Below are 24,438 nucleotides of genomic sequence, written 5' to 3'. Positions count from 1 at the left end.
CACCAGCGCCGCTCCTCCTCATCGCTACGCTCTGCATCGTCGCCGGCGCAGTTCACCAGCGCCGCTCCTCCTCATCGCTACGCTCTGCATCGTCGCCGGCGCAGTTCACGCGTGCGTCCCGCCGTCGATGCGGATTTCGGTGCCGGTGATGAACGCACCGTCGTCGGAGACCAGCATGGCGATGACCCCGGCAACGGCCTCCGGCGCGGCCATGGGAGCACCGCTGGATTCCAGCGTGGTCGGCAGGATCGGTGACAGCCGGCCGAACAGCGTCCAGTCGGCATCTTCGGGGAGGTATCCGGCGGTGGCGTCGGTGATCCCGGATTTGATGCTGCCAGGTGCCACGCACACCGCGCGCAGACCTTGCTTTGCGTACTCGAGTGCCAGCGCATGGGTGAACGCCTGGACACCGCCCTTGCTCGCCGCATAGGCCGCCATATACGGATGGGCAAAGGATGCCGAGGTTGAGCTGAAGTTCACGATCGCGCTGCGCGGGTTTGCCAACAGCGCCGGCAGCGCCTCGCGGACCACCAGGAACGTCCCAGTCAGGTTGACCGCGATCACCTGATTCCACAACTCGGTGCTCGTCTGATGGGTGCGTGCGGCGCGCAGGATGCCGGCCGCGTTGACCAGTGAATCCAGCCCGCCGAGCGTCTCGGTGGCCGACCGCACGCCGTCGATCACCGACGCCGCATCACTGACGTTCATCGGCAGCGTGCTGAGGCGCTCGGCGGTGCCGGCCTGCCCGGCCTTGGCGCGGGTGGTGGCCAACCCGTCGATATCAGCGGCAACGACGGCGGCGCCCTCGGCCAGCAAGCGCAGCGTCGTGGCCTGCCCGATTCCCGACGCGGCGCCGGTCACCAGGATCCGGTTGCCCTCTAGTCGCTTCATCTGCCTCCCGTTGGATCACGCCCTAACGTAGTTCACACCCCGGTCGACACGGCAGGGTGGAAGCCATGGAAATCGGATTCATCGGATTGGGCAACATGGGTCGCGGCATGGCCGCCAACCTGGTGGCGGCGGGGCACGCCGTCACTGTCTACAACCGCACACCGGCCAAGACCGCGGCGCTGGCCCGGCAGGGAGCGATACCGGCACGGACCGTCGCCGATGCGTGCGCAGGTGACGTCGTGGTGACAATGCTGGCCGACGACAGTGCGGTCGCCGACGTGGTGTTCGGCGCACGCGGTGTTGTGGAGTCCTTGCGGTCCGGTGCCACCCACATCTCGTCGAGCACGATCAGCATCGCGTTATCCAAGCGGCTTACCGCCGCCCACACCGATGCCGGCCAGCACTACGTCGCAGCCCCGGTGTTCGGCCGGCCTGAGGCCGCCGCTGCCGCAAAGCTTTTTGTCGTAGCGGCGGGCCCTCCGCAAGTGCTCGAGCCACTGACGCCGCTGTTCGACGCGATGGGACAGCGGACGCTGGTGGTGTCAGAGCAGCAACACGCCGCTAACCTGGTCAAACTCTCCGGCAACTTTCTGATCGCCTCGGTGATCGAGTCGCTCGGCGAGGCAGTTGCGTTGGTACGCAAAGCGGGGATGAATCCGCTGCACTATGTCGACATCCTCACCTCGACCCTATTCGGCGCGCCGGCCTATGCCACCTACGGCGGGCTGATCGCGCGACAGGAGTTCGAGCCGGCCGGCTTCGCCGCGGCGCTCGGGCTCAAAGACATCCGGCTGGTGCTGGGTGCGGCCGAAGAGCTGGCGGTGCCGCTGCCGGTGGCGAGCCTGTTGCGCGACCGCTTCCTCGCCCTGCTGGCCGACGGCGGCGGGCAGCTGGACTGGTCGGCGATCGCCGCGCTCGCCGGCCGCGACGCCGGCCTGCCTTCAGACCACCCCGCGTAGGCCGTCGGCGCCGAAAACCGGCTCCAACATCGCGGAAAAATCCGGGCCACGGCGCAACATGTGACCGCCGTCGACGTTGATGACCTGACCGGTGATCCAGCTCGCGGCGTCGCTGAGCAGGAACATCGCCATGTTGGCGATGTCATCGACCTCACCGGGCCGCGGCAGCGGCGTGCACGCACGATAGTCCTCGCTCAGCTGGGGCGATTCGATGATCGGGGCGACCAAGTCGGTGCGGATCAGCCCGGGACGGATGCCGTTGACCCGCACCCAGGACGGTCCCAGTTCGTCGGCGGCCAGCATCAGCAAGTGGTCGACTGCCGATTTCGTCACCCCGTAGGCGCCGAGCCAGCGGTGGGTATTGCTGGCCGCGATCGACGAAATACCGACGAACGATCCGCCGCCGCCGCGCACCAGCTCGCGAGCGGTGTGTTTGAGGACATACATCGTGCCGTTGACATTGAGGTCGACGGTGCGTCGCCACGCCTGCGAGTCGATCTGGGTGAGCGGCCCGATGGTGTTTGACCCACCGGCGCAGTGCACCGCGCCGTGCAGCCGGCCGTGCCAGCCGGTCGCGACGCCGACGGCCCGGGCGATCGCGTCCTCGTCGGTGACGTCGGCGGGTTCGAAACGCACCGCGCCGGCCTCCTCGTTGCATGCTGTGAGATCTTGGGCGGCGGCCGCCAACCTCTCGACGTTGCGGCCGACGATCATCACACTCGCTCCGGCAGCGACCAGTCCCGAGGCCACCGCCTTGCCGATTCCGCTGCCACCGCCGGTGACCAGGTAAGTCCGATCAGCAAAGGACAGCTGCACTCCGACTCCTCACCGGTGCCCGCGGTCGCTCAGGGGACGTCACGCCGAGCCGGCTTCGACGGCTTCGCCGCTCGCCAGTCCTCGACGTCCGGAGGCAACCCCACCGGCCAGCGGTTCTCGTTGCGCGCCGCCCAGTGTGCGTGCCCGAGCTCGTGGATGTGAAACGCGTGGCGCAACGCATCGGTGAATCCCATGGCATCGGATGCGGCGTTCACCGAGTCTTTGATCAGCAACGCGGCCATCGTGGGCCGCTCGGCGATGCGCCGGGCGAACTCCACGGTTTTATCGGCCAGCTCGTCGAGTGGAAAAACCTTGGACACCATGCCCAACCGATAAGCCTCGTCCGCGTCCAGCGAATCACCGGTCAACAGCAGCTCTTTGGCTTTGCGGGGACCGAATTCCCACGGGTGGGCATAGTATTCGACGCCGGGCATACCCATCCGGACGCCGACCACGTCGGAAAACTTCGCGTTGTCGGCCGCGACGATAAGATCGCACGCCCAGATCAGCATCAACCCCGCGGAGATCGCGTTGCCCTGGACCTGGGCGATGGTGATTTTCCGCAGATCGCGCCAGCGGCAGGTGTTCTGGAAATAGAAGTGCCATTCCTGCAGAAACGTCTTCTCTGCGACCGAGTCCCGGGTGGCACCGAATCCCCGGAACGTCGGATGCTGCCCCGGCCCGGGCCGGCGTTCGGCCAGCGCCGCCTCCGAACCCAGGTCGTGACCCGCGGAGAAATTCTTGCCGCGGGCCGCTAGGATCACCACCCGAACCGTATCGTCGGCCTCGGCCCGGCTGAACGCCTCGTCGAGCTGCACCAGCAGGGTGCGGGTCTGGGCGTTGTGCGCCTCGGGCCGGTTGAGCCAGATCCGCGCGATGCGGCCCTCATCGAGGGTCTCGTAGGCCACCAGGTCCGCGGACTCGCCGTTGACCGCACCGGTGGCTTGATCAGGAGTCGCCATTGCCGCCCACCTCGCTTGCTTGCGCTGGATTGTTTGCACACTACGGCCAGGATGTAACGTGCCGCCAGGGGGGTTGGACATCCCCGACGGCGGGTGAGCCAAGCCGGCTTCGGCCCGATGTCTCTTTCGCATAGAGTTGTGTCATGCCTGCTAAATCTGATCCTGGCGAGATCGACGATGTGGAACCGCTGACTGACAGCACCGCACGCCAGGCCAGGCGTGTCGTGGCGGCGTACGCGAACGACGCCGACGAATGCCGCATTTTCTTGTCGATGCTCGGTATTGGACCGGCGAAAAGCGAGACCTGAATGACCCCCCGGGCAGGCGAGCGCTCAGGGGGTTCTGATTTCGTCGTCGTGGCCAACCGGCTGCCCATCGACATGGAACAGCTGCCCGATGGCAGCACCACCTGGAAACGCGCCCCGGGCGGGCTCGTCACCGCGTTGGAGCCGCTGCTGCGGCGCCGTCGCGGGGCCTGGATCGGCTGGCCGGGGATCGTCGACGCCGCCGAGGACGTTATCGCCGATGACGAGATGCGACTGCACCCGGTCCGGCTGAGCGCAGACGATGTCGCTGAATACTACGAGGGATTCTCCAACGCGACCCTGTGGCCGCTGTACCACGACGTGATCGTCAAGCCGATCTACCACCGCGAATGGTGGGAGCGTTACGTCGACGTCAACCGGCGATTCGCCGAAGCCGCCGCCAACGCTGCCGCGCCGGGCGCGACCGTGTGGGTACAGGACTACCAGTTGCAGCTCGTCCCCAAGATGCTGCGCGAGCTGCGACCGGACCTGATCATCGGGTTTTTCCTGCACATCCCGTTTCCCCCGGTGGAGCTGTTCATGCAGATGCCGTGGCGCACCGAGATCGTGGAAGGGCTGCTCGGCGCGGATTTGGTCGGCTTCCATCTGACCGGCGGCGCCCAGAATTTCCTGATCCTGGCGCGGCGTCTGCTCGACGCCAGCACCTCCCGGGGATCTGTCGGGGTGCGGTCGCGGTTCGGCGAGGTGCACCTCGGCTCCCGCACCGTTCGGGTGGGGGCGTTTCCGATCTCCATCGACTCCGCCAGCCTGGATCGCAAGGCCCGGGACCGTACCATCCGCCGGCGAGCCCGCGAAATCCGAGCCGAGATCGGAAACCCGCGCAAGATCCTGCTCGGCGTCGACCGGCTCGACTACACCAAGGGCATCGACGTGCGGCTGAAGGCGTTTGCAGAGCTGCTCGCCGACGGGCGCGTCAAACGCGACGACACGGTGCTGGTCCAGCTGGCCACTCCCAGCCGCGAACGGGTGGAGAGCTACCAGATCCTGCGTCAAGACATCGAACGCCAAGTCGGTCACATCAACGGTGAATACGCCGAAGTCGGTCACCCGGTGGTGCACTACCTGCACCGCCCGGTACCGCGGGACGAACTGATCGCGTTCTTCGTGGCTGCTGACGTCATGCTGGTCACGCCGCTGCGCGACGGGATGAACCTGGTGGCCAAGGAGTACGTCGCCTGCCGCAGCGACCTCGGCGGCGCCTTGGTGCTGAGCGAATTCACCGGTGCGGCAGCCGAACTTCGGCAGGCCTACTTGGTCAACCCGCATGACCTGGAAGGCGTCAAGGATGCGATCGAGGCAGCGCTGAACCAGTCCGAGCAGGAAGGCCGGCGCCGCATGCGGATCCTGCGACGCCAGGTGCTCACCCATGACGTGGACCGCTGGGCCCGGTCGTTTCTCGACGCCCTCGCCGAGGCACGACCACCCGACGGCTGAATCGGTGCTGCGCGCCGAGATCAGGATCCCGTCAGCCAGGCCGGGGCAAAGTTCTGCTTGGGGTCGCGCCCGGCAAAATAATCATGCAGCGTGGTGCTGAGTTCCTGGACATCCCAGGCCAGACCGTCGGCGGCGAACTGGCGCTCCATCGCCGGCGCCGCCATCAGGGTGACCTTGGGGCCATACACGATGAAAACCTGGCCGTTGACCGCGTCGGCGGCCGGGGAGGCCAGGAAACGAACCAGGGTGACCACATGCTCGGGTGAGAGCGGATCGATGCCGTCGGTCTGTGGTGCCGCGCCGAAAACCCCGACGGTCATCGCGGTCCGGGCCCGGGGGCAGATCACATTCGCCCGCACGCCATAGCCGCCCAACGCCCGCGCCGCTGAGAGGGTCAGCGCGGTGATACCGGCTTTCGCGGCGCCGTAGTTGGCCTGCCCGGCAGGGCCGAGCAGGCCCGCCTCCGAGGAGGTGTTGATAATTCGGCCGTAGACCACGCCGCCTGCTGCAGGAGCCTCCTTGGCCTTGGATCGCCAGTAGGTGGCGGCGTTTCGGGTGAGCAGAAAGTGGCCGCGCAGATGCACGGCGATCACGGCGTCCCATTCCTCGTCGGACATGTTGAAGAGCATCCGGTCCCGGAGAATCCCGGCGTTGTTGACCACGATGTCCAATCCGCCGAGCCGGTCGGCGCAGCTGATCAGCTCGTCCGCGGTGGCGCGTTGGCTGATATCGCCGCTGACCACGACCGCGTTGCTGCCGACAGCGCCGATCTCATCGACGACGTCGGATGCGTCCAGCGCTGCAGCGAGGTCGTTGACGACGACGGTGGCACCGGAACGAGCCAAGCCAATCGCCTCGGCACGACCCAATCCCGCGGCCGCACCGGTGACCACCGCGATCTTCCCGGACAGGTCGGCCGTGGTCGTATTACCAGTCAATTGATGACTACCTCTCGTCCGTCCGGCGGCGACCCGCTGCGCCCGGCTTCGCCGCGCTTGCGATCGCCGCTAGTCTTCTCCGGCGGCGACCCGCTGCGCCCGGCTTCGCCGCGCTTGCGATCGCCGCTAGTCTTCCCGCTTGAGTGCAGCGCGCGGACACTCGGCGATCGCCTGCTCGGCCAGCTGTTCCCGGTCGGCGGGAATCGGATCGATTTTGACGACGGCGTAATCGTCGTCGTCGAGCTCGAAGAGATCCGGTGCGATTCCCATGCACACCGCGTTACCTTCACACCGGTCACGGTCCACTATGACTCGCACGGCATCCTCCCTGAAGCTGACCCTGGGTACGCATCACCAGCATAAGACCACAGGTAGGGGCCGACCGGCCGCTGGACCCTCTGACTAGAACGTGTTACAACCAGGGTGTCGAATTGGCGAGCCGTAAAGACGACCGGAGGGCGGCCGGAATGCGTATCAGTTACACCCCGGAGCAGGAGGAACTGCGCCGCGAACTGCGGTCGTACTTCGCCAAGCTGATGACCCCGGAGCGACGCGAAGCGCTGAACTCGACGTCGGGCGAGGTCGGTCGCGGCAACGTCTACCGGGAGACGGTGGCGCAAATGGGCCGCGACGGCTGGCTGGCGCTGGGCTGGCCGAAAGAGTACGGCGGGCAGGCCCGCTCGGCGATGGACCAGCTGATCTTCACCGACGAGGCCGCGATCGCCGGCGCGCCGGTGCCGTTCCTGACGATCAACAGCGTCGCGCCGACGATCATGGCGTTCGGGACCGAACAGCAGAAGAAGTTCTACCTGCCGAAGATCGCCGCCGGCGAGCTGCACTTTTCCATCGGCTACTCCGAGCCCGGGGCCGGCACCGACTTGGCCAACCTGAGGACCACGGCGGTGCGCGACGGCGACGACTACATCGTCAACGGACAAAAGATGTGGACCAGCCTGATCGCCTACGCCGACTATGTGTGGCTGGCCGTGCGCACCAACAGCGAGGCCAAGAAGCACCGCGGCATCTCGGTGTTGATTGTTCCGACGAACGCCGAGGGCTTTTCCTGGACGCCGGTACACACCATGGCCGGCCCGGACACCAGCGCCACCTATTACTCCGATGTGCGGGTTCCGGTGGCCAACCGGGTCGGCGAAGAAAACGGCGGCTGGAAGCTAGTCACCAACCAGCTCAACCACGAGCGTGTCGCGCTGGTGTCCGCGCAGCCCATCATCACCGCGCTCAACCAGGTTCGGGAGTGGGCGCAGAACACCAAGGATGCCGGCGGGGCGCGGCTCATCGACTCGGAGTGGGTCCAGCTCAACCTGGCGCGAGTGCACGCCAAGGTCGAGGTGCTCAAGCTGATCAACTGGGAGCTGGCGTCCTCGGACACCACTACCCCGTCGCCGGCGGACGCGTCGGCGGCGAAGGTGTTCGGCACCGAACTGGCGACCGAAGCCTACCGGCTTCTGATGGAAGTGTTGGGATCCGGGGCTACGGTACGTCAGGATTCACCGGGCGCGCTGCTGCGCGGCCGGATCGAGCGAATGCACCGGGCCTGTCTGATTCTGACGTTTGGCGGCGGCACCAACGAAGTGCAGCGCGACATTATTGCCATGGTGGCGCTGGGCCTGCCTCGGGCCAATCGGTGACGGAGTGGATGGAGGACGCATGGACTTCTCGACAACCGAAGCCGCGCAGGAGCTGGGCGATCTGGTCGGCACGATCGTGGATGCAGTGTGCACGCCCGACCACCAGCGTGAGCTGGACGGCCTCGACCAGCGTTTCGACCGCGACCTGTGGCGCAAGCTCATCGACGCCGACGTCCTGAGTACCGCGGCACCGGAATCGTTGGGCGGTGGCGGTTACGGAGTGCTGGAACAAACCGCGGTGTTGGTGGCGTTGGGTCGCCAACTCGCCGCGGTCCCCTACCTGGAGTCGGTGGTGTTGGCCGCTGGCGCGCTGGCCCGGTTTGGCTCGACCGAGCTGGCACAACAGTGGGGAAGACCCGCCGTCGCGGGCTCGAGGATCCTCACCGTTGCGTTGGACGGCGAAATGGGAGACGGGCCGGTGCGGGCCGCGCCCGCCGGCCACGGCTATCGTCTCAACGGAACACGTACCCAGGTCGGCTACGCGCCAGTAGCCGACGGCTTTCTCGTTCCCGCCGAAACCGATTCCGGCACTGCGGTTTTCCTAGTTACTGCCGACGAGGCCGCGGTGACACCCATGCAAACCACCGGCCTGGGCAGCATCGGACAGCTCCGGTTGGACGACGTCGACGTCGACCGGACCCGGATGCTCGCCGGCGACGACGTTGCCGGCTCGATCACCCGGCTGCGCGCCCTGGGTCACAGCGCATATCAGCTCGGGGTGCTCGACCGCGGTCTGCAGTTGACCGCCGAGTACGCCCGCACCCGCGAACAGTTCGATCGACCGATCGGCAGCTTCCAGGCAGTGGCCCAACGACTTGCGGACGGATACATCGACGTGAAGGGGCTGCGCCTGACGCTCACCCAGGCGGCGTGGCGTCTGAGCGCGGACTTGCCCGCCGACACCGAGGTTGCCACCGCCGCGTTCTGGGCCGCCGAGGCTGGACACCGAGTGGCGCACACTATTGTGCACGTTCACGGCGGTGTCGGCATCGATATCGATCACCCGGTGCATCGCTATTTCCTTGCCGCCAAACAGATTGAGTTCGCGCTCGGCAGCGCCACCGGGGCGTTGCGCACGATTGGCCGCGAACTCGCGGAGACTCCGGCATAGCAGGCACAGCACGCACAGCAGGCATTGAACCCGACCGTGAACGAGACGCTGCCCACCGTCACCGACTTATTGAAACCGCTGGTCGACATCGAGGATCGGGGAGTCTACTTCGAGGATTCGTTCATCAGCTGGCACGACCACCTTCGACACGGGGCCGCGGTCGCGGCGGCGCTGCGCGACCGGCTCGACCCGGCCCGGCCCCCGCATGTCGGGGTGTTGCTGGAAAATACGCCCTTCTTCTCGGCACTGCTAGTTGCCGCCGGCCTGACCGGCATCGTGCCGGTCGGTCTGAACCCGGTACGCCGCGGTGCCGCGCTGGCCCGTGACATCGAGCATGCCGACTGCCAGCTGGTGCTGACTGACTCGAGATCCGCGGCGCCGCTTGGCGACCTGCTGCACATCAAGGTCGATTCCACCGAGTGGTCCGACGAGGTGGCCGCCCACGCCGACGCCGAGATAGGCTTTCGCACCGCAGCTCCCGACGACCTGTTCATGCTGATCTTCACTTCCGGCACCAGCGGTGATCCCAAGGCGGTCAAGTGCAGTCAGGGCAAGGTCGGCATCGCCGGTGTGACGATGACCGAGCGTTTCGGACTGGGCCCTGACGACCGTTGCTATGTGTCGATGCCGTTGTTCCACTCCAATGCGGTGCTGGTCGGGTGGTCGGTGGCGGTGGCTTGCCGCGGCTCGATGGTGTTGCGGCGCAAGTTTTCCGCATCGGGTTTCCTGCCTGACGTCCGCCGATACGGCGTGACCTACGCCAATTACGTGGGCAAGCCGCTGTCGTACGTGCTGGCCACCCCGGAACACGACGACGACGCGGACAACCCGCTGAAAGCGATGTACGGCAACGAGGGCGCGCCCGAGGACGTGGAGCGGTTCGCCCGCCGGTTCGGCTGTGTCGCCGTCGACGGGTTCGGGTCGACCGAGGGCGGAGTGGCAATCAGCCGCACTCCCGAGACCCCGGAGGGCTCGCTGGGTCCGCTGCCGGCCGGGATCGACATCGTCGACCCCGACACCGGTGCAGCGTGTCCGCCCGGAGTGGTCGGCGAACTGGTCAACACCGCCGGTCCGGGTCGATTCGAGGGCTACTACAACGATCCGCAGGCCGACGCACAGCGGATGGCCGACGGCGTGTACCACAGCGGCGATCTGGCCTACCGTGACGAGCAGGGCTACGTGTATTTCGCAGGCCGGCTGGGTGATTGGCTGCGGGTGGACGGGGAAAACCTCGGCACAGCACCGATCGAGCGGGTGTTGGCACGCCATCCCGAAGTACGGGAGGTCGCGGTCTATGCGATACCGGCCCCCTCGGTCGGCGACCAAGTGATGGCGGCTTTGGTGATGAAGCCCGGTGCCGAATTCGACGCCGACGAGTTCCGCGCCTTTTTAGCCGCACAGCCCGACCTGGGACCCAAGCAGTGGCCGTCGTATGTGCGGGTCAGCACCGATCTGCCGCGCACCGCGACGTTCAAGGTGCTCAAGCGGCAGCTGTCGGCCGAGGGCCTCGACACCGCCGATCCGGTCTGGCCGATCCGCCGTTAGACCGATGGCGACGACACCGCTCAGAACCCTCCGGCGCTCGGCGAAATCTTCCAGCACCTGGCCGCCGACCCCGCCGTCGTGATGCCCCCACCCGCCGCGGTTGCTACCGCGGCCCGGCCGGATTCCCGCCGAACATCGACGGCACCACCGCGTCGATCAGATGCGGCCCCGGTTCGGCGAACGCCGCCCGCAGCGCGTCGGCGAACTCCTCGGCGGTGTTGGCGCGCCGCGCCGGAACCCCCATGGCTTCGGCCAGCTTGACAAAATCGATGGTGGGACCCGTTAAATCGAGAAGTTGCTGAGCTTTGGGCCCGGGTGCTTCCACCGCGCCGACCCGCTGCAGCTCGAGACGCAGGATGTCATAGCCGCCGTTGTTGTAGATCACCGTGGTGACGTCGAGGTTTTCCCGGGCGTGAGTCCACAGACCGGAAATGGTGTACATCGCCGAGCCGTCGGATTCCAGGCACAGCACCGGGCGTTCGGGGGCGGCGACGGCCGCGCCGACCGCGGCGGGGATGCCGTAGCCGATGGCCCCGCCGGTGAGTGTCAGCCAATCGTGGGCGGGCGCGCCCGCGGTGGCTGCTGACAGTGGCACACCGGACGTGTTGGATTCGTCGACCACGATCGCCCGTTCCGGCAGTAATGCGCCGACTACCGCGGCGACCGATGCTGCGGTCAGCGCCCCGCTCGGCAAGTGAGGACGCGACGGCGGGGACACCGGGGCGACCGTGCCGGGTGCCAACTCGTCGGCCAGCGCCTGCAGGGCATCGGCAGCGCCGGTGGGCCCGGCCAGCACGTGCACCTCGCAGCCGTCGGGTACCAGCGCACTGGGCCGACCGGGGTAGGCAAAAAAAGACACCGGTGCCGCCGCCCCGGCCAGCACGAGGTGCTTGGCCCCCTCGAGTTGGTCGGCGACGCCTTCGGCGAAGTAGGCGAGCCGGTCGACAGCGGGCACCCCGGCGCCGCGCTGCAGCACCGTCGGGAAGGTCTCGCAATACCAGCGCGCGCCGGACGCCGCCGCGATCCGGGCGGCTGCCGGTAACCCCGCGGCCCGGGTGGCATCGCCACCGATCAGGATCACCGCGGGCGCACCGGAGCGCAGCACCTTGGCAGCCAACTCGACAGCGTCCCCGTCGACACCCGGCGCTGAGCGCGGTGCCGGTACCGCAGCGCCGGTGGTGGCCGCGTCCGACCAAGACACGTCGGCGGGCAGAATCAGGGTCGCCACCTGCCCGGCCCGGCTGGCGGCGATGGCCTCGGCGGCGTCGACGGCCACATCACCGGCCGATCGCCGCAGCCAGCCCGACACAGTGCCGGCCACCGAGTCGATGTCAGATTCCAGCGGGGCGTCGTATTTCTTGTGGTAGCTGGCGTGATCGCCGACGATCACCAACATCGGGACCCGGGCGCGGCGTGCGTTGTGCAGGTTGGCCAGCCCGTTGCCCAACCCCGGGCCGAGATGCAGCAGCACCGCCGCCGGTCGGCCCGTGATGCGGGCGTATCCGTCGGCCGCACCGGTGGCCACACCCTCGAACAGGGCTAACACCCCGCGCATCCGCGGGACGGCGTCCAGTGCGGCCACGAAATGCATCTCGGAGGTGCCCGGGTTGGCGAAACACACGTCCACGCCGCCGGCCACCAGAGTATCGAGTAACGCGCGGGCACCGTTCACGTCTCGACTCTAAACGAGTCACGCACTGACGTGGCCGGTGTGCCTCTCGTCGGCGGGCCGGGTCTGGGTCTGCTCTGTGGCCCAGCGGTAGTCGGGTTTGCCCGCCGGAGAGCGCTTGACTTCGTCGACGTACCACAGTGCCCGGGGCACTTTGTATCCCGCGATCGTCCCGCGGACAAAGCGGTCAAGTTCGACCAGCGGCGGGCGCGTTCCCGGGCGCGGCTGCACGACGGCGGCCACGCACTGACCGAACCGCTCGTCGGGGACCCCGACTACCAGCGCGTCGAACACGTCGGGGTGGCCCTTGAGCGCACCCTCGACCTCCTCGGGATAGATCTTTTCCCCTCCGCTGTTGATCGACACCGACCCGCGGCCGAGCATCGTGACCGTGCCGTCGGCCTCCACCTGCGCATAATCACCCGGGATGGCGTAGCGCACGCCGTTGATCACCTTGAAGGTCGCCGCCGACTTTACCGGGTCCTTGTAGTAGCCCAGCGGGACGTGGCCGCGTTTGGCGAGCACGCCGCGCACCCCCGAGCCGGGTTGGACTTCGTTGCCGTGCTCGTCGAGCACCACCGTCCACTTGTCGATGGTGACCCGCGGTCCGCCGGTGTGCACGTCGCCCTTGGCGACCAGGCTGGTGCCGCCGAAACCGGTCTCCGACGAGCCGATCGAATCGGTGATGATCCGATTGGGAAGCAGCTCAAGGAATCTCTCCTTGATGCTGGGCGAGAACAGCGCCGCGGTGCTGGCCAGCAGGAACAGCGACGAGAGATCGTAATCGTTGTCGGCGCTCAGGACGTCCAACAGGGGCCGGGCCATGGCGTCACCGGTGAAGAACAGCATGTTGACCTTGTGTTGGTGGACCGTACGCCACACTTGCGCGGCGTCGAATTCCGGCGACAGCACCGTGGTGTGGCCGGCGAACAGCGCCATCCAGGTGGCCGACTGGGTCGCGCCGTGGATCATCGGCGGGATCGGATAGCGAATCATCGGCGGTCCGGCGGCGGCCTGCTTGGCCAGGTCGTACTCGTCCTTGACGTATTCGCCGGTGGCGAAGTCGGTTCCGCCGAGCAGTACTCGGTAGATGTCTTCGTGGCGCCACATCACGCCCTTCGGGAAGCCGGTGGTGCCGCCGGTGTAGAGCAGGTAGATGTCGTCGGCGCTGCGCTCGCCGAAATCGCGCACCGGCGAACCCTGTTCAAGCGCGGAATAGAACTCCACCCCGCCGTAGCGCTGGTAGTCGGCGGCGCTGCCGTCCTCGACGACGAGGACGGTCCGGACGTTCGGGGTCTTCGGAAGCACGTTCGCCACCCGATCGGCGTACTGGCGTTCGTGCACGAGCGCGACCATGTCGGAGTTGTCGAACAGATACTGCAGTTCGCCCTCGACATAGCGGAAGTTGACGTTGACCAAGATGGCCCCGGCCTTGATGATGCCGAGCATTGCGATCACGATCTCGATCCGGTTGCGGCAATACAGGCCGACTTTGTCGTCCTTCTTGATGCCGTGGTCGATCAGGTAGTGCGCGAGTCGGTTGGCCTTCTCCTCCAGCTGCGCGTAGGTCAACTGGTCGTCGCCGCAGATCAGGGCGACCCGGTCAGGTACGGCGTCGATGGCATGCTCGGCGAGGTCGGCGATGTTGAGAGCCACGACCCCCAAATTAGAACGTGTTACATTTCCTGACAAGTTGATGGCAGCAACGCAAGGAAGGCGGACGCCGGTGAGCGAGTCCGAGAAAGAGCCCGACGCCCTCGTCGAGCAGCGCGGACACACCCTGATTGTGACGATGAACCGTCCCGCCGCCCGCAACGCTCTCAGCGGCGAAATGATGCGCATCATGGTCGAAGCCTGGGATCGTATCGACAACGATCCCGATATCCGCTGTGCCATCCTGACCGGGGCCGGTGGCTACTTCTGCGCGGGCATGGACCTCAAGGCAGCGACCGACAGGCCGCCGGGAGACTCGTTCAAGGACGGCAGCTATGACCCGTCACGCATCGATGCGCTGCTCAAAGGGCGCCGGCTGACCAAGCCGCTGATCGCCGCGGTGGAGGGTCCGGCCATTGCCGGAGGCACCGAGATCCTGCAGGGCACCGATATCCGGGTTGCCGGGGAGAGCGCGAAGTTCGGGATCTCCGAAGCGAAGTGGAGCCTGTATCCGATGGGCGGGTCGGCGGTGCGGCTCGTGCGGCAAATCCCCTACACCCTGGCCTGCGATCTGCTGCTGACCGGTCGCCACATCAGCGCCGCCGAGGCCAAGGCCATCGGCCTGATCGGTCACGTCGTTCCCGACGGGCAGGCGCTGACCAGGGCGCTGGAGATCGCCGCTGTCGTTTCGGCCAACGGGCCGCTGGCAGTACAGGCGATCCTGCGGTCGATCCGCGAGACCGAATGCCTGCCGGAGAACGAAGCGTTGAAGATCGACACCCGGCTCGGTATCAAGGTGTTCTTGTCCGAAGACGCCAAAGAGGGTCCGCGAGCGTTCACCGAGAAGCGCACCCCGCAGTTCCAGGGCCGCTGACTGTTCCCGCCCGCCGAGGGTGAAACTGTTCTCGCAACGCATTCACGCTGGGTTCACCGGTGCGCTCGGTGTGAACCTCACCGGCAGCGACTCCGGGCCGCTGACGAAGTTGGCCGGGCGTAACGACGGTGTGTCCTCGGAGGCCAGCCGCAGGTCCGGCAGCCGCTCCAACAGGCGGCCGGTCATCAATGAAAGTTCCTGTCGGGCGAGCTGGTTTCCCAGGCAGAAGTGGGTGCCAAAGCCGAAAGCCAAGTGGTTGTTCGGTTCTCGGAAGATGTTGAACCGCTCGGCGCTGTCGAACACCGACTCGTCGAAGTTCGCCGACTCGAACAGCAGCATCATCTTCTCGCCCTTGCGAAGCGAAGTGCCGTGGAATTCGGCATCGGCGGTCAGCGTCCGGCACATGTTTTTCACCGGCGAAGTCCAGCGCAGCATTTCTTCGATCGCTCCGGGGAGCAGTTGGCGGCCCCGCTGCAGCTGGTGCCATTGGTCCTGGTGGCGCAGCAACTGCTCGATTCCGCCGGATAGCGTGTGCCGGGTGGTCTCGTCGCCGCCGATCAGGATCAGCAGTGTCTCGAAGACGATTTCGTCATCGCGGAGTCGCTGTCCCTCGACCTCGGCGTTGACCAGGATGGAAAACAGGTCGTCGGTCGGCTCAACTCGACGCTTTTTGATGATGTCTACGGTGAATTCTGTGTATGCGTTGAACGCTTTCATCACCGCCTCGGCCTCGACTGACCCTGCTTCGATATGTGAACTCAGCCCGCAGACCAGATCGTCGGACCACTTGAGCAGCATGTCGCGCTCTTGCGGCAAAACACCGAGCATGTCGCCGATCACCGCCATCGGCAGCGGGGCGGCGATATCGCGGACCAAGTCGCACTCGCCCCGCTCACACACCGCGTCGATCAAGATGTCACAGAGCCTGACGATCGAGGGTTCTCGCTCGCGCACCCGCCTGCGGGTGAAGCCGGCGTTGACCAGCTTGCGCCGCAACAGGTGCGCCGGATCGTCCATGTCGATCATGTAGGGCATGGCCGGCGAATCGGGGCGGATGCCGCCCGTGTTGGAAAACAGCTCCGGGTCACGCTCGGCGTCGATGATCGCCTGGTAGGTCGACGCGGCGGCCAGACCGTTGCGATCCCGGAACACCGGTTGGTTGTCACGCATCCAGCGATACGCTGCCCGGGCTCGCGGCCGGTCGGCGTAGAAGGTGCCGTCGGTCAGATCGATGTTGGAGACCGTCTCGGGCATGGTCGACGTCATCTACTTGCCTCCGGATATCTGTCGCTTCGCATTACAGTGACGGCATGCCGCGATCACAACACATCATCGCCGGAACAACACTGACGATGCCGGTCCGAATCCGCAAGGCGGATGTGCATACCGCGATGTTCTCGGTTCCCGCGGCCGCGGCGCAGCGACTCGTCGGCTACAGCGGTCTGCAGGTGTGCCAGCACCGTCCCGGCCGCGCCGTGGTCAACCTGATGCTCGCCCGGTATTTCGACGGCGACCTCGGGCAGTACCACGAATTCGGCACCGCCGTGATGGTCAACCCGCCCGGCTCGCGAGCACGCGGGTGGCGGGCGCTCGGTGCGGCGGCAGCATTCATCCACCACCTGCCGGTCGACCAGACCTTCACAATGGAAGCCGGCCGCAAAATTTGGGGCTTCCCGAAGATCATGGCGGAGTTCACTGTTCGCGACGACGGCAACTTCGGGTTCGCCGTCAACGCCGACGGTTCGCTGATCGCCAGCATGGAGTTCGGCCGCGGCCTGCCGGTGCCGTCGGTGTTCACCTCGCGGCCACGGGTGCTCAAGACCTACACCTACGCCGAGGGCACCACCCGCGAGGTCCCGTGGGAGATGACCGTCAGCGGGTTGCGCGGCCGGCTCGGCGGGGTGGCGCTGCGATTGGGCGATCACCCGTATGCCGAGGAACTGGCATCGCTGGGCCTGCCGCGACGGGCCATGGCGTCGGGATCGGTCGCCCAGGTGCACATGTCTTTCGGCGATGCCCGCGTGCTCGACTGACCGAGCGATACCGGTCACCCAGCCAATTTAGAACGCGTTCTAATGCCCCGCAACAGTCGGGTCACAGCAGCGCGGCGAGCTCGCGGACCTGCTCGGCGCTGCGGGCGGACACCACCATCATCGTGACTCCGGCGGCTTCCCAGACGGTGATCTGCTTGCGCACGTAGTCAGCGTCCCCGACGATGACGGCGTCGTCGACGAGCTCGTCAGGGATCGCCCTGGCGGCCTCGTCCTTGCGGTTGCTGCGGAACAGTCTGGTCACGTCGTCGACCACCTCCGAATAGCCCATCCGGCGGTAGACGTCGGCGTGGAAGTTGGTGTCCTCGGCACCCATGCCGCCCATATACAGCGCCAGGTAAGGCTTGATCCCGGCGAAGGCCGCCGGCCGGTCGTCGGTGATCACCACCTGGGCGGTCGCACAGATCTCGAAGTCCTCGCGGCGCCGTCGCGCCCCGGGTCGGGCGAAGCCCTCGTCGAGCCATGCGTTGTACATGTCCGCCAGCCGCGGCGTGTAAAAGATCGGCAGCCAGCCGTCGCAGATCTCGGCGGCCAGCGCGACGTTCCTCGGCCCCTCGGCGCCCAACAGGATCGGGATATCGGCGCGCAGCGGATGGGTGATGGCTTTGAGCGGCTTGCCCAGTCCGGTGGTGCGTTCGCCGGTCAGCGGCAGCGGGTAGTGCGGGCCGCCACTGGTCACCGGCTGCTCGCGGGCCAGGACCTGGCGCACGATGTCGATGTATTCGCGGGTGCGGGCCAGCGGCTTGGGGAACGGCTGGCCGTACCAGCCCTCGACGACCTGCGGTCCCGACACGCCCAGGCCCAGGATGTGCCGGCCCCCGGACAGATGATCGAGGGTCAGCGCGGCCATCGCGCACGCGGTCGGGGTGCGGGCCGACAACTGCGCCACCGAGGTGCCCAGCCGCACCCGGCGGGTCGAGGCTCCCCACCAGGCCAGCGGGGTGTAGGCGTCCGATCCCCACGCCTCGGCGGTGAACACCGCGTCGAACCCGGCGTCTTCGGCCGCGGCGACCAGTTCACCGGCGTTGGCCGGCGGCTGCGCTCCCCAATATCCCAGCTGCAATCCCAGCTTCATCTCCGCCTCCTCGCACGCTGCTTGCCCAGATTCTTAGAACCTGTTCTACTCGAAGGCGTGACAGCCAGTTCAACTCGCCCGCACCCTGAGCCGCCCCTTTCGGCGCCACTGACGTTGTCCTTCGACTACACCCGTTCGGTCGGCCCCACCCTGGGCAAATTCTTCACCGCCTTACGCGAGCGCCGCATCCTCGGGGTCCGCGGATCCGATGGCCGGGTGCATGTGCCACCGGTCGAATACGACCCGGTCAGCTACAAACCCCTCGACGAGATGGTACCGGTGGCCGGTGTCGGCACCGTGGCGTCCTGGACCTGGCAGGCCCAGCCGCTGGAGGGCCAGCCGTTGAATCGCCCCTTCGCCTGGGCGCTGATCACGCTCGACGGCGCCGACACCGCGTTGTTGCATGCGGTGGACGCGGGCACCGCGGACGCGATCAACACCGGCAGCCGGGTGCACGCGCACTGGGTCGACGAGCCCGTGGGCGCCATCACCGACATCGCCTATTTCACGCTTGGCGAGGACGCCGAGCCCGAAGGCGACGCCGACGATCGGGATCCGGTGAGCATGGTCGTCACCCCGATCAGCATGGAAATCCAGCACACCGCCTCGCATCCGGAAAGCGCCTACCTGCGGGCACTGCAAGAGGGCAAGCTGCTCGGTGCACGCACCGGCACCGACGGCAAGCTGTATTTCCCGGCGCGGGAAGCCGATCCGGCCACCGGGCTGGCCCTCGACAACTACGTCGAGCTGCCGGACAAGGGCACCGTGACCACGTTCGCAATCATCAACATCCCGTTCGCCGGCCAGCGGATCAAACCACCCTATGTCGCCGCCTACGTGCTGCTGGACGGCGCCGACATCCCGTTTTTGCATCTGGTCACCGAAATAGACGCGTCCGAGGTGCGGATGGGCATGCGGGTGCAGGCCGTGTGGCGGCCCCGCGAAGAATGGGGCCTGGGCATCGACAACATCTCCCATTTCCGGCCGACCGGTGAACCGGACGCCGACTACGACACCTACAAACACCACCTGTAAAGGCTGTTATGACTGCTCGCGATGTCGCCGTGGTCGGCTTCGCCCACGCGCCCCACGTACGCCGCACCGACGGCACCACCAATGGCGTCGAAATGCTGATGCCCTGCTTCGCTCAGCTCTACCAGGATCTGGGCATCACCAAGGCCGACATCGGCTTCTGGTGCTCGGGCTCCTCGGACTACCTTGCCGGACGGGCATTCTCGTTCATCTCGGCGATCGACTCGATCGGCGCGGTGCCGCCGATCAATGAGTCACACGTCGAAATGGACGCCGCCTGGGCGCTTTTCGAGGCCTACATCAAGCTGCTCACCGGCGAGGTCGACACCGCGCTGGTTTACGGGTTCGGCAAGTCCTCGGCCGGCGTGCTGCGCCGCATCCTGTCACGGCAGACCGACCCGTACACGGTGGCGCCGCTGTGGCCGGACTCGGTGTCGATGGCCGGACTGCAGGCCCGCCTCGGCCTGGACACCGGCAAATGGACCGCCGAGCAGATGGCCCAAGTGGCCTTGGACTCGTTCTCCTGCGCCGAGCGCACCGACTCGGAAAAGCCGGCCACCAGCATCGACGAGCTACTGGCCCGACCGTTTTTCGCCGACCCGCTGCGCCGCCATGACATCGCGCCCATCACCGACGGCGCCGCCGCGATCGTGCTGGCCGCCGACGGGCGTGCCCGTGAGCTGAGGGAGAACCCGGCGTGGATCACCGGTTTCGACCATCGCATCGAGACGCCGGTGCTCGGTGCCCGCGACTTAACCGTGTCACCGTCCACCACCGCGTCTGCCCGGACAGCGACCGGCGGTGACGTCGGTTCCATCGACATCGCGGAATTGCACGCCCCGTTCACCCATCAGCAGTTGATCCTCACCGACGCGATCGGGTTGGGCTCGTCGGCCAAAATCAACCCGTCTGGCGGTGCGCTGGCGGCCAACCCGATGTTTGTCGCCGGCCTGGAACGCATTGGCTTTGCCGCGCAACATATTTGGAGTCGCTCGGCGCAGCGGGTGCTGGCTCATGCCACCAGTGGTCCCGCGCTGCAACAGAATCTGGTCACGGTGATGGAAGGGAAGAACTGATGGCCGGGAATCTCGCCGCGGTGCTCGGCACCGGGCAGACCAAATACGTCGCCAAGCGCCACGACGTCTCGATGAACGGCCTGGTGCGTGAGGCGATCGATAAGGCGCTGGCCGACTCCGGTTCCACATTCGATGACATCGATGCCGTCGTGGTCGGCAAGGCGCCGGACTTCTTCGAGGGCGTCATGATGCCGGAACTGTTCATGGCCGATGCGGTGGGGGCCACCGGAAAGCCGCTGATTCGAGTGCACACCGCCGGCTCGGTGGGTGGGTCTACCGGCGTGGTGGCGGCCAGCCTTGTGCAGTCGGGCCGTTACCGGCGTGTGCTGGCGATGGCCTGGGAGAAACAGTCCGAATCTAACGCCATGTGGGCGCTCAGTATTCCGGTGCCGTTCACCAAGCCGGTCGGTGCTGGTGCCGGCGGCTATTTCGCACCCCACGTGCGCGCCTACATCCGCCGCGCGAATGCGCCCAGCCACATCGGCGCGATGGTCGCGGTCAAGGACCGGCTCAACGGCAGCCGAAACCCGTTGGCCCATCTGCAGCAACCCGATATCACGCTGGAAAAGGTTTTGTCCTCGCAAATGCTCTGGGACCCTATCCGGTTCGACGAGACCTGCCCCTCGTCCGACGGGGCGTGCGCGATGGTGATCGGCGACGAGCAGATCGCCGACGAGCGGGTCGCCGACGGCCATCCGGTGGCCTGGATACAGGCCACGGCGCTGCGCACCGAGCCGCTGGCCTACGCCGGTCGCGACCAGGTCAACCCGCAGGCCGGCCGGGATTGCGCGGCCGCATTGTGGAAGGCGGCCGGGATCACCGATCCGTTCGACGAAATCGATGTCGCCGAGATCTATGTGCCGTTTTCCTGGTTCGAGCCGATGTGGCTGGAGAACCTGGGGTTCGCCCCGGAGGGCGAGGGTTGGAAGCTCACCGAGGCCGGCGAGACGGCAATCGGCGGTCGACTGCCGGTGAACCCCTCCGGCGGAGTGCTGTCGTCCAACCCGATCGGCGCCTCGGGGCTGATCCGCTTCGCCGAGGCGGCGATCCAGGTGATGGGCAAGGGGGGCGCGCATCAGGTCCCCGGTGCCCGAAGGGCACTGGGTCATGCGTACGGCGGCGGTTCTCAGTACTTCTCGATGTGGGTGGTTGGAGCCGATAAGCCGTGAAGTACACCTGCAGCATCGCGATGGGTCCGATCGACGAGTTATTGGAGATCGCGCGGACTGCCGAGGAAGTCGGATTCGACTCCATAGCACTGCCTGACTCGCTCTTTTACATGGAAAAGGCGGCTGCTGATTACCCCTATACGCCAGACGGGTCGCGGATGTGGAATGCGAACACCCCCTGGGTAGACCCGCTGATTGCTGCCGCTGCAATGGGCGCGGTTACCTCGACGTTGCGCTTCTACACCAACGTGATGAAGCTCGGGTCCCGTAATCCCTTGCTGCTGGCCCGCCAGGTCGGCTCGGTTGCCAACTTGACCAACAACCGGTTCGGCTTTGGTGTTGGGATCGGCTGGGCGCCGGAGGAATTCGAATGGTGTGGGGTGCCTTTCGCGCGGCGCGGCGCGCGGGTCGACGAGATGATCGAAGTCATCAAACTGGTGTTGGGCGGCGGCATGGTCGAATTCCACGGGCAGTTCTTTGATTTCGACCGGCTGCAGATGAGCCCGGCGCCTAGTCGGCCCGTACCGTTCTACGTCGGCGGGCACACCGAGGCCGCGCTGCGCCGTGCCGCCCGGGTCGGTGACGGCTGGACGAGCGCCATGATGACCGGTGAGCAGCTTGCCGAAACGATCCGCACACTGAACGCGTTACGCGCCGAATACGGCAGGTCTGAGCAACCGTTCGAGTTCCAGGCGGTCTGCATCGACAAGTTCGGTGTCGATGGGCACCGCGAGCTTGCGGAGTCCGGGGTCACCGACAATATCGTGATCCCCTGGATCTTAGACGGGCTCGGTTTCGACGCGCCGCTGCAGCAGAAGAAGGATTCACTGAAACGCTTCGCCGACAACTATATCCACTCGGGATGGCAGGACAGCTGACCGGTACCGAACGCCCTGCGCACGTCGCGAGTCGGCGCTCTCGCGGGCCGGTCCGGGCGGCCGCGACCGCGCGGCCGGTTCAGAGCGGTTTCAGCCCGCCCAGGTAGCGCCGGGCCAATTCCTGATAGGCCTGCGGGTTGGCGTTCACCCACATTTCGGCGGAGGTCCCCGCGATCGGGCCCTTGACGACGGCCGGTGCCCCCATCACCAGCACCTCCGCCGGAATCTGGCTGCCGGCCACCACCAGCGCTCCGGCGGCGATCATGCTGCGCGCGCCGATCACCGCGCCGTCCAGCACGGTGGCATGGTTGGCGATCAGCGTCTCAGCGCCGATTTGGACTCCGTGAATCGTGCACAGATGCGCCACCGTCGCGCCCGGGCCGACGTCGACCGGAATACCCGGAGGTGCGTGCAGCACAGCACCGTCCTGCACGTTGGCGCCTTCTCGCACCACGATCGGCGCGTAATCGGCCCGCAGCACGGCGTTGAACCACACCGAGGCGCCCGCCTCGACGGTAACGTCCCCGATCAGGGTCGCGGTGGGAGCGATGAAAGCGGCGGCGTCGACCTTTGGCGATCGGCCTTCGAACGAAAACAACGGCATTGTTCACGTATACCTCAGGTCGCGGTGGTAAGAGCCGCCTTCGTTGCGAGATACCCGGGAAAAACTGTAACGTGTTCTAGTTAGAAGCTGACGAAGTTGGAGGCGTCATGGCTACCGAGACAGCCGGTATTCGCGAGATCGACTCCGGCGCCCTTCCCGACCGCTACGCGCGGGGCTGGCACTGCCTCGGGCCGGTCACCCACTACCTGGACGGGCAGCCGCACGGAATCGGGGCGTTCGGCACCCATCTGGTCGTGTTCGCCGACTCGCACGACGACCTGCACGTCCTGGACGGCTATTGCCGGCACATGGGCGGCAACCTCGCCCAGGGCACCATCAAGGGCGATGAAATCGCCTGCCCGTTCCACGACTGGCGCTGGGGTGGCGACGGGAAGTGCAAGCTGGTGCCCTACGCCAAGCGAACGCCGCGACTGGCACGCACCCGGGCCTGGCACACCGATGTGCGCGGCGGGCTACTGTTCGTCTGGCACGATCACGAGGGCAACCCGCCGCAGCCCGAGGTGCGGATCCCGGAGATCCCCGAGGCGGCCAGCGACGAGTGGACCGACTGGCGGTGGAACTCCATTCTGATCGAGGGCTCCAACTGCCGCGACATCATCGACAACGTCACTGATATGGCGCATTTCTTCTACATCCATTTCGGTCTGCCGACGTATTTCAAGAACGTCTTCGAGGGGCATATCGCCTCGCAGTATCTGCACAATGTCGGTCGGCCCGATGTCGGCGACATGGGCACCAGCTACGGCGAAGCACATTTGGATTCGGAGGCTTCGTACTTCGGGCCGTCGTTCATGATCAACTGGCTGCACAACAGCTACGGCGACTACAAGGCCGAGTCCATCCTGATCAACTGCCACTACCCGGTGACCCAGGACTCGTTCGTGCTGCAGTGGGGTGTCATCGTGGAAAAGCCCAAGGGCTTGGACGAGGCGATGACCGAGAAGCTGGCCGATACATTCACCAACGGGGTGAGCAAGGGCTTTCTACAGGACGTCGAAATCTGGAAGCACAAGACCCGCATCGACAATCCGCTGTTGGTCGAGGAGGACGGTGCCGTCTACCAGATGCGGCGCTGGTATCAGCAGTTCTACGTCGACGTCGCCGACATCACACCCGACATGACCGACCGCTTCGAGATCGAGGTGGATACCACCGTGGCCAACCAGAAGTGGCACGCCGAGGTCGAGGAGAACCTCCGGCGGCTGGCCACCTCCGAAGGAAAGCCGGCTCAGGTTTCGCAATGAGCTCGCGCGACGAGCCGCCCGACGCCGACCGGCTGGCCCGGTTGATGTTGGCGGCACACGGCTTCCACGACGGTCCGCATCCGAACGCCACCGGGAGACCCACCGGACCACGTTCTCAGGTAACGACTTTCGCCAACGATCCACAGCGCTTGGCTGCGGTGCGTGCGGCCACCCGAGCTGAGCGCGACCGCTACCTGACATCGGGCCTGCAGCCCGTGCACTGCCGGTTTTGCCAGGCTCGGGTGCAGGTCAAGAAGCTGGGGCCGGGTCACACCGCGGTGCAATGGAACACCGAGGCGTCGCAGCGCTGCGCCTACTTCGCCGCAGTCCGTGCAGCAGGCGGGGACAGCGCCCGCAGCCGGGCCTGTCCGAAATTGAGCGACAGTATCGAGCACGCGGTGGCAGAGGGCTGTCTGGACGCGGGATCGACTGCGCCGTCCCCCGGCGACGGTTAACTTCCC

At 66.5% G+C, this 24,438-nt stretch carries 24 protein-coding genes; 14 read left to right on the top strand and 10 right to left on the bottom strand.

The window, feature by feature from the left end; translation table 11 throughout:
* Positions 1-105 precede the first annotated feature (105 nt).
* A complete protein-coding gene (locus F6Q13_RS03060; protein WP_293052063.1) occupies positions 106-891 on the bottom strand; it encodes an SDR family NAD(P)-dependent oxidoreductase in 786 nt (261 codons plus the stop codon).
* A gap of 65 nt (positions 892-956) precedes the next feature.
* On the opposite strand from F6Q13_RS03060, the gene F6Q13_RS03055 reads away from it, so the two are divergent.
* Positions 957-1,850, top strand: coding sequence for an NAD(P)-dependent oxidoreductase (locus tag F6Q13_RS03055; protein ID WP_293052060.1), 894 nt, complete (start codon positions 957-959; stop codon positions 1,848-1,850).
* Here the strand turns inward: F6Q13_RS03055 and F6Q13_RS03050 are convergent.
* Complete coding sequence (locus F6Q13_RS03050; RefSeq protein ID WP_293052057.1) at positions 1,833-2,666, bottom strand: SDR family oxidoreductase; 834 nt, start codon at positions 2,664-2,666, stop codon at positions 1,833-1,835. The two genes, F6Q13_RS03055 and F6Q13_RS03050, sit on opposite strands and share 18 nt — an antisense overlap.
* 29 nt (positions 2,667-2,695) lie before the next feature.
* On the bottom strand, positions 2,696-3,628 hold the full coding sequence (locus tag F6Q13_RS03045) for an enoyl-CoA hydratase (protein WP_293052054.1): 933 nt from the start codon (positions 3,626-3,628) through the stop codon (positions 2,696-2,698).
* A gap of 143 nt (positions 3,629-3,771) precedes the next feature.
* On the opposite strand from F6Q13_RS03045, the gene F6Q13_RS03040 reads away from it, so the two are divergent.
* Positions 3,772-3,936 carry a hypothetical protein gene (locus tag F6Q13_RS03040; protein WP_293052051.1) on the top strand — a complete coding sequence of 55 codons (165 nt, stop codon included), beginning with the start codon at positions 3,772-3,774 and terminating at the stop codon, positions 3,934-3,936.
* Positions 3,937-5,388, top strand: a complete 1,452-nt coding sequence (locus F6Q13_RS03035) for a trehalose-6-phosphate synthase (RefSeq protein WP_293052048.1) — start codon at positions 3,937-3,939, stop codon at positions 5,386-5,388. It abuts the gene before it with no gap.
* Positions 5,389-5,408: 20 nt separating this feature from the next.
* Here the strand turns inward: F6Q13_RS03035 and F6Q13_RS03030 are convergent, their stop codons facing one another.
* Together F6Q13_RS03030 and F6Q13_RS03025 are read right to left on the bottom strand one after the other, a co-directional pair.
* Positions 5,409-6,326 carry a 3-oxoacyl-ACP reductase gene (locus F6Q13_RS03030; RefSeq protein WP_293052046.1) on the bottom strand — a complete coding sequence of 306 codons (918 nt, stop codon included), beginning with the start codon at positions 6,324-6,326 and terminating at the stop codon, positions 5,409-5,411.
* Positions 6,327-6,452: 126 nt separating this feature from the next.
* Positions 6,453-6,644 carry a ferredoxin gene (locus F6Q13_RS03025; RefSeq protein WP_293052043.1) on the bottom strand — a complete coding sequence of 64 codons (192 nt, stop codon included), beginning with the start codon at positions 6,642-6,644 and terminating at the stop codon, positions 6,453-6,455.
* Between the two features lie 149 nt (positions 6,645-6,793).
* Here F6Q13_RS03025 and F6Q13_RS03020 point away from each other — a divergent pair, with 149 nt between their 5' ends.
* From F6Q13_RS03020 to fadD17, 3 genes are read left to right on the top strand one after another with little or no spacing between them, the layout of a single operon-like run.
* Positions 6,794-7,975: an acyl-CoA dehydrogenase gene (locus tag F6Q13_RS03020; RefSeq protein ID WP_293052041.1), complete on the top strand. Its 1,182-nt coding sequence runs from the start codon at positions 6,794-6,796 to the stop codon at positions 7,973-7,975.
* 19 nt (positions 7,976-7,994) lie between these two features.
* Positions 7,995-9,086, top strand: coding sequence for an acyl-CoA dehydrogenase family protein (locus F6Q13_RS03015; RefSeq protein WP_293052038.1), 1,092 nt, complete (start codon positions 7,995-7,997; stop codon positions 9,084-9,086).
* A gap of 36 nt (positions 9,087-9,122) precedes the next feature.
* A complete protein-coding gene (gene fadD17 / locus F6Q13_RS03010; RefSeq protein ID WP_293052035.1) occupies positions 9,123-10,631 on the top strand; it encodes a long-chain-fatty-acid--CoA ligase FadD17 in 1,509 nt (502 codons plus the stop codon).
* Between the two features lie 103 nt (positions 10,632-10,734).
* Here fadD17 and F6Q13_RS03005 read toward each other — a convergent pair whose 3' ends face one another.
* Together F6Q13_RS03005 and F6Q13_RS03000 are read right to left on the bottom strand one after the other, a co-directional pair.
* Complete coding sequence (locus F6Q13_RS03005) at positions 10,735-12,303, bottom strand: acetolactate synthase large subunit (RefSeq protein ID WP_293052032.1); 1,569 nt, start codon at positions 12,301-12,303, stop codon at positions 10,735-10,737.
* 18 nt (positions 12,304-12,321) lie between these two features.
* Positions 12,322-13,965 (bottom strand): acyl-CoA synthetase, encoded by a 1,644-nt coding sequence (locus F6Q13_RS03000; protein WP_293052029.1) that lies wholly within the window; start codon positions 13,963-13,965, stop codon positions 12,322-12,324.
* 61 nt (positions 13,966-14,026) lie between these two features.
* Here F6Q13_RS03000 and F6Q13_RS02995 point away from each other — a divergent pair, with 61 nt between their 5' ends.
* On the top strand, positions 14,027-14,827 hold the full coding sequence (locus tag F6Q13_RS02995) for a crotonase/enoyl-CoA hydratase family protein (RefSeq protein ID WP_293052026.1): 801 nt from the start codon (positions 14,027-14,029) through the stop codon (positions 14,825-14,827).
* Positions 14,828-14,869: 42 nt separating this feature from the next.
* Here F6Q13_RS02995 and F6Q13_RS02990 read toward each other — a convergent pair whose 3' ends face one another.
* On the bottom strand, positions 14,870-16,093 hold the full coding sequence (locus F6Q13_RS02990) for a cytochrome P450 (protein ID WP_293052023.1): 1,224 nt from the start codon (positions 16,091-16,093) through the stop codon (positions 14,870-14,872).
* A 44-nt stretch (positions 16,094-16,137) separates the two neighbouring features.
* Here F6Q13_RS02990 and F6Q13_RS02985 point away from each other — a divergent pair, with 44 nt between their 5' ends.
* Positions 16,138-16,860, top strand: a complete 723-nt coding sequence (locus F6Q13_RS02985) for an acetoacetate decarboxylase family protein (RefSeq protein ID WP_293052020.1) — start codon at positions 16,138-16,140, stop codon at positions 16,858-16,860.
* Between the two features lie 61 nt (positions 16,861-16,921).
* On the opposite strand, the gene F6Q13_RS02980 is transcribed toward F6Q13_RS02985, so the two are convergent.
* Positions 16,922-17,953, bottom strand: coding sequence for an LLM class F420-dependent oxidoreductase (locus F6Q13_RS02980; RefSeq protein ID WP_293052017.1), 1,032 nt, complete (start codon positions 17,951-17,953; stop codon positions 16,922-16,924).
* Between the two features lie 57 nt (positions 17,954-18,010).
* On the opposite strand from F6Q13_RS02980, the gene F6Q13_RS02975 reads away from it, so the two are divergent.
* From F6Q13_RS02975 to F6Q13_RS02960, 4 genes are read left to right on the top strand one after another with little or no spacing between them, the layout of a single operon-like run.
* Positions 18,011-18,988: a Zn-ribbon domain-containing OB-fold protein gene (locus F6Q13_RS02975; RefSeq protein ID WP_293052014.1), complete on the top strand. Its 978-nt coding sequence runs from the start codon at positions 18,011-18,013 to the stop codon at positions 18,986-18,988.
* Between the two features lie 8 nt (positions 18,989-18,996).
* On the top strand, positions 18,997-20,061 hold the full coding sequence (locus F6Q13_RS02970) for a thiolase domain-containing protein (protein ID WP_293052011.1): 1,065 nt from the start codon (positions 18,997-18,999) through the stop codon (positions 20,059-20,061).
* The gene (locus tag F6Q13_RS02965) at positions 20,061-21,230 is read left to right on the top strand and encodes a thiolase domain-containing protein (protein WP_293052008.1); all 1,170 of its coding nucleotides are present in this window, start codon (positions 20,061-20,063) and stop codon (positions 21,228-21,230) included. Before F6Q13_RS02970 ends, F6Q13_RS02965 begins: the two co-directional genes overlap by 1 nt.
* Entirely contained in the window at positions 21,227-22,108 is an 882-nt protein-coding gene (locus tag F6Q13_RS02960) for a TIGR03619 family F420-dependent LLM class oxidoreductase (protein WP_293052005.1), read from the top strand. Before F6Q13_RS02965 ends, F6Q13_RS02960 begins: the two co-directional genes overlap by 4 nt.
* Positions 22,109-22,187: 79 nt before the next feature.
* Here the strand turns inward: F6Q13_RS02960 and F6Q13_RS02955 are convergent, their stop codons facing one another.
* Complete coding sequence (locus tag F6Q13_RS02955; RefSeq protein ID WP_293052002.1) at positions 22,188-22,712, bottom strand: gamma carbonic anhydrase family protein; 525 nt, start codon at positions 22,710-22,712, stop codon at positions 22,188-22,190.
* Positions 22,713-22,819: 107 nt separating this feature from the next.
* Here F6Q13_RS02955 and F6Q13_RS02950 point away from each other — a divergent pair, with 107 nt between their 5' ends.
* Both F6Q13_RS02950 and F6Q13_RS02945 read left to right on the top strand, forming a co-directional pair.
* On the top strand, positions 22,820-23,977 hold the full coding sequence (locus F6Q13_RS02950; RefSeq protein WP_293051998.1) for a Rieske 2Fe-2S domain-containing protein: 1,158 nt from the start codon (positions 22,820-22,822) through the stop codon (positions 23,975-23,977).
* Positions 23,974-24,432: a hypothetical protein gene (locus F6Q13_RS02945; RefSeq protein WP_293051995.1), complete on the top strand. Its 459-nt coding sequence runs from the start codon at positions 23,974-23,976 to the stop codon at positions 24,430-24,432. Before F6Q13_RS02950 ends, F6Q13_RS02945 begins: the two co-directional genes overlap by 4 nt.
* Positions 24,433-24,438: the final 6 nt, after the last annotated feature.

The sequence above is a fragment of the Mycobacterium sp. genome, assembly GCF_008709575.1.
Lineage (GTDB): Bacteria > Actinomycetota > Actinomycetes > Mycobacteriales > Mycobacteriaceae > Mycobacterium.
Note: the sequence above shows the minus strand (reverse complement) of the source record. Positions and strands in the feature narration are given on the sequence as shown.

Bases quoted from the DNA above. Each gene is read 5' to 3' on its own strand.
- F6Q13_RS03060 (WP_293052063.1), bottom strand. From the start codon at position 891: ATGAAGCGACTAGAGGGCAACCGGATCCTGGTGACCGGCGCCGCGTCG.
- F6Q13_RS03055 (WP_293052060.1), top strand. From the start codon at position 957: ATGGAAATCGGATTCATCGGATTGGGCAACATGGGTCGCGGCATGGCC.
- F6Q13_RS03045 (WP_293052054.1), bottom strand. From the start codon at position 3,628: ATGGCGACTCCTGATCAAGCCACCGGTGCGGTCAACGGCGAGTCCGCG.
- F6Q13_RS03040 (WP_293052051.1), top strand. From the start codon at position 3,772: ATGCCTGCTAAATCTGATCCTGGCGAGATCGACGATGTGGAACCGCTG.
- F6Q13_RS03035 (WP_293052048.1), top strand. From the start codon at position 3,937: ATGACCCCCCGGGCAGGCGAGCGCTCAGGGGGTTCTGATTTCGTCGTC.
- F6Q13_RS03020 (WP_293052041.1), top strand. From the start codon at position 6,794: ATGCGTATCAGTTACACCCCGGAGCAGGAGGAACTGCGCCGCGAACTG.
- F6Q13_RS03015 (WP_293052038.1), top strand. From the start codon at position 7,995: ATGGACTTCTCGACAACCGAAGCCGCGCAGGAGCTGGGCGATCTGGTC.
- F6Q13_RS02990 (WP_293052023.1), bottom strand. From the start codon at position 16,093: ATGACGTCGACCATGCCCGAGACGGTCTCCAACATCGATCTGACCGAC.
- F6Q13_RS02985 (WP_293052020.1), top strand. From the start codon at position 16,138: ATGCCGCGATCACAACACATCATCGCCGGAACAACACTGACGATGCCG.
- F6Q13_RS02980 (WP_293052017.1), bottom strand. From the start codon at position 17,953: ATGAAGCTGGGATTGCAGCTGGGATATTGGGGAGCGCAGCCGCCGGCC.
- F6Q13_RS02970 (WP_293052011.1), top strand. From the start codon at position 18,997: ATGACTGCTCGCGATGTCGCCGTGGTCGGCTTCGCCCACGCGCCCCAC.
- F6Q13_RS02965 (WP_293052008.1), top strand. From the start codon at position 20,061: ATGGCCGGGAATCTCGCCGCGGTGCTCGGCACCGGGCAGACCAAATAC.
- F6Q13_RS02955 (WP_293052002.1), bottom strand. From the start codon at position 22,712: ATGCCGTTGTTTTCGTTCGAAGGCCGATCGCCAAAGGTCGACGCCGCC.
- F6Q13_RS02950 (WP_293051998.1), top strand. From the start codon at position 22,820: ATGGCTACCGAGACAGCCGGTATTCGCGAGATCGACTCCGGCGCCCTT.
- F6Q13_RS02945 (WP_293051995.1), top strand. From the start codon at position 23,974: ATGAGCTCGCGCGACGAGCCGCCCGACGCCGACCGGCTGGCCCGGTTG.